2 protein-coding genes and 1 pseudogene are annotated in these 2,532 nt (G+C 65.4%); 2 read left to right on the top strand and 1 reads right to left on the bottom strand.

Translation table 11 applies throughout. The annotated features are described in order from the left end of the window. Positions 1 to 793 (bottom strand): glycosyltransferase (locus AB0N17_RS46055; protein ID WP_366017643.1); only part of this gene is annotated, 793 nt, incomplete at its 3' end. Between the two features lie 1,158 nt (positions 794 to 1,951). On the opposite strand from AB0N17_RS46055, the pseudogene AB0N17_RS46050 reads away from it, so the two are divergent. Both AB0N17_RS46050 and AB0N17_RS46045 read left to right on the top strand, forming a co-directional pair. Continuing rightward, a pseudogene (locus AB0N17_RS46050) lies at positions 1,952 to 2,181 on the top strand (IS630 family transposase); the annotation flags it as partial. 115 nt (positions 2,182 to 2,296) lie between these two features. Then, on the top strand, positions 2,297 to 2,532 hold a 236-nt coding region (locus AB0N17_RS46045; protein WP_366017644.1), incomplete at its 3' end, for a hypothetical protein.

The following is a 2,532-nucleotide window of genomic DNA, read 5'->3' as shown; positions in this document are numbered from 1 at the left end:
CGGCAAAGGCATTCCACAGCTGCGGGCGGCTGAGCCAGCCGAGATAGCGCACGCGAACCCCGAGTAGGCGCAGAAGCGGTGTCAGGGCGTGGAACTGGCGTCTGGGTGCGACGATGCTCAGCTCGATGGAGCGGAGGACGGTCATGGCGCGTAGGAGGGACTCGACGCCCTTCTCGGGAGTGAGGCGTCCGGCATACAGCAGTCGCAAGCTGCCGGCCGGACGCCGGACTGGGTGAGGGGTCGGAGTGGCGAGGAGGTGGTCAGGGACTCCCCAGGGGATCTTCGTAATCTTCCGGCGATTGATCGTGGGGTCGAGTTGGACCAGGCGGTCGGCCATGGCGTCGGTCGGAACGACGATCGCGTCGACTGCGTGTGCTGTCTCGCGAAGGACTGCCAGCTGATCGGGGTGGCTTGTGGCATACGACAGGTCAACACTGTGAACCAGCGCGATGCGGGGATGAGTGGGCAGCGCGTGGATCAGAGCTGGTGCACCGCCGAAAGTGAGGTGCTGGAGGTGAACGATCTCAACTTCAGAAGGATCGATCCGCTCAGACAATGCCTCACGTAGCGCATGGACATACGTCTTGAAGAGGTGGCCGGACAGGCACGTGCTGGGCACATTCAAAAGCTGCAGTCCACTAGGCAGGTCTGGGGGAGACGTCCGCGGAGCGAGCATGAAGCCCCGTGCCGGGATCAGAGGTTTGTCGCCGGTGTAGAGATCGAGGAAGAGCTCGACCCCGTCACCCGTGCTGCCGAAGGGCAGGTCGAGAGCGGTCGCGACCACGGGGGTCATCCGGGCTCTCCGGTGAGTTCCACGTGCAGGTGTGAGATGCCCGTGCCCGCGGTCATGAGGGGAAGGCGTGCGGCGGCTCGGATGTCACCGGAAACAGGTCGTGTGACCGTGGACTGCTGCGTGGTGGAGTGGAGAAGGCGGCTGTCCGGCGGACCGGGCCGCAGCGGCACAGGGTTGGCTGCGCCTTGGGGTGCGTGGGCGCCCCGCCCGCTGATCAGGGACTCAACGGCGCGAACCACCTCGTCATCCGACTCGGCCTGGCGGCCCTGCTTGGTAACCATGAATAGCCTCCCGGTGTAGGCGGGGCCCCTTCATGCAAACAGCTCGTGGGAGAGGTGGTTAGGTCTGATGGCGGCGCTGCATCCTCTGTGTCGTGTGGTAGGCGCCGCATCACTCTGAGATACGTCTGGTCTGGCTGGTGCTCGAACGGGCGATTCATTTCGGCGAGGATGTGATGACCCCCGTTCGGCCAGCGCGTGCAGAGCGCCAAGTGCGAGAGGATGCGGATCCGACGGGACTCCTGGATCTTCGCCCGGAGCGGTGCTGATTGCATGCCGGTGCGTTCGGCCGAGTCGTCCAGTGCATGTGCAGGTCTGGCAGGGGGTGATTAGCTGGACCCCTGCCTCGGTGCGGCGACGCCGTGCGGCCATGCGCGGGTGAGCACATCGTGCTGCACCGCCCTTCAGCGCTTTCAGCTGCCGTAGTCGATGTCGGCGATCATGCATAGCGTGTGGGGATCGTCGATGTCGAAGTAGGAGCTGCTGGGCGAGCTCGGTTGGATCGGGGCGTGGAGTAGGGCGTCTTCCGCGATGCAGTGGGGAAGGTGTGTGTCTGTAGGCAAAGGCGTTGGTGGCATCTGTCGGGCACAGCCTCGCCCGTCGCGCCGATGATGACGGCACAAGCGGAGCAGAGACCGTGGATGGAGAAGGCGAGCACCCGAGCGGGCTGCCGCCGACGGCGGTATCGGCCAGGTCCCGCCGGTAGCGACTGTGGACTCGCCGAGTCGGTGTACCGAAGTCGGGACGGGGACATGGCCGTGTCGACCCAGATCCGAGCGACGACGAGTACCTTCTCTCCTTTACCCTCACCTTCCATCCCTCGCACGATCTCAGCGTCCTGCTGCCTCGACTGTCGCGGGCGCAGAACAGCACAGGCAGTGTGGTCCGGCCCGGGTGTGACACTCCGTCACCGCGTCCCCGAGGGGGCCCCGTTGTGCGGATACGCTGCTGGTTCTGCAGGCGCGTCTCGATCGTGGCGTTGACTCGTTACAAGCCCGGCCACCGATCTCGGCTGGTCCACCAGTCGCGCCGGGACGACTGCCGGCGTGGCGGCGCAAGAGCTTCTCCTGGCGCGGCTATCGAGACCTGCTGACCGCAGCCCACCAGCAGTACGACAGTCGTGACGTGCCGCATTTGGGGTGATTCACGTGTTAAGTCACTTACCTCCCGTGAAATTCCTTGAACTACAGTAATAATGCCATCTATGCATGTTTTGCTCACCCAGATGAGGGGGCGCAGGTGCAGAGCGACGGTCGGCCCTCTCGGCAACAGCCGCGCAGAGGCCTACCGGACTCCTGCCCACCCCCTCCGGCACGCCGAGGGCTGCACGGCCGGCACCACACTCCTGGCTGTTGCGCCGAAGCAGGACAACGCCCGCCGATACACCCGCGTACACACCATGGCCGTCACCCTGCAGCTCAGCCTGCTGCCGCGCGGGCTGCCCGAACAGTCCGCCCTCGA

This window comes from Streptomyces sp. NPDC051133 (assembly GCF_040682635.1).
In the GTDB taxonomy this organism is placed as follows: Bacteria; Actinomycetota; Actinomycetes; order Streptomycetales; family Streptomycetaceae; genus Streptomyces.
Note: the sequence above shows the minus strand (reverse complement) of the source record. Positions and strands in the feature narration are given on the sequence as shown.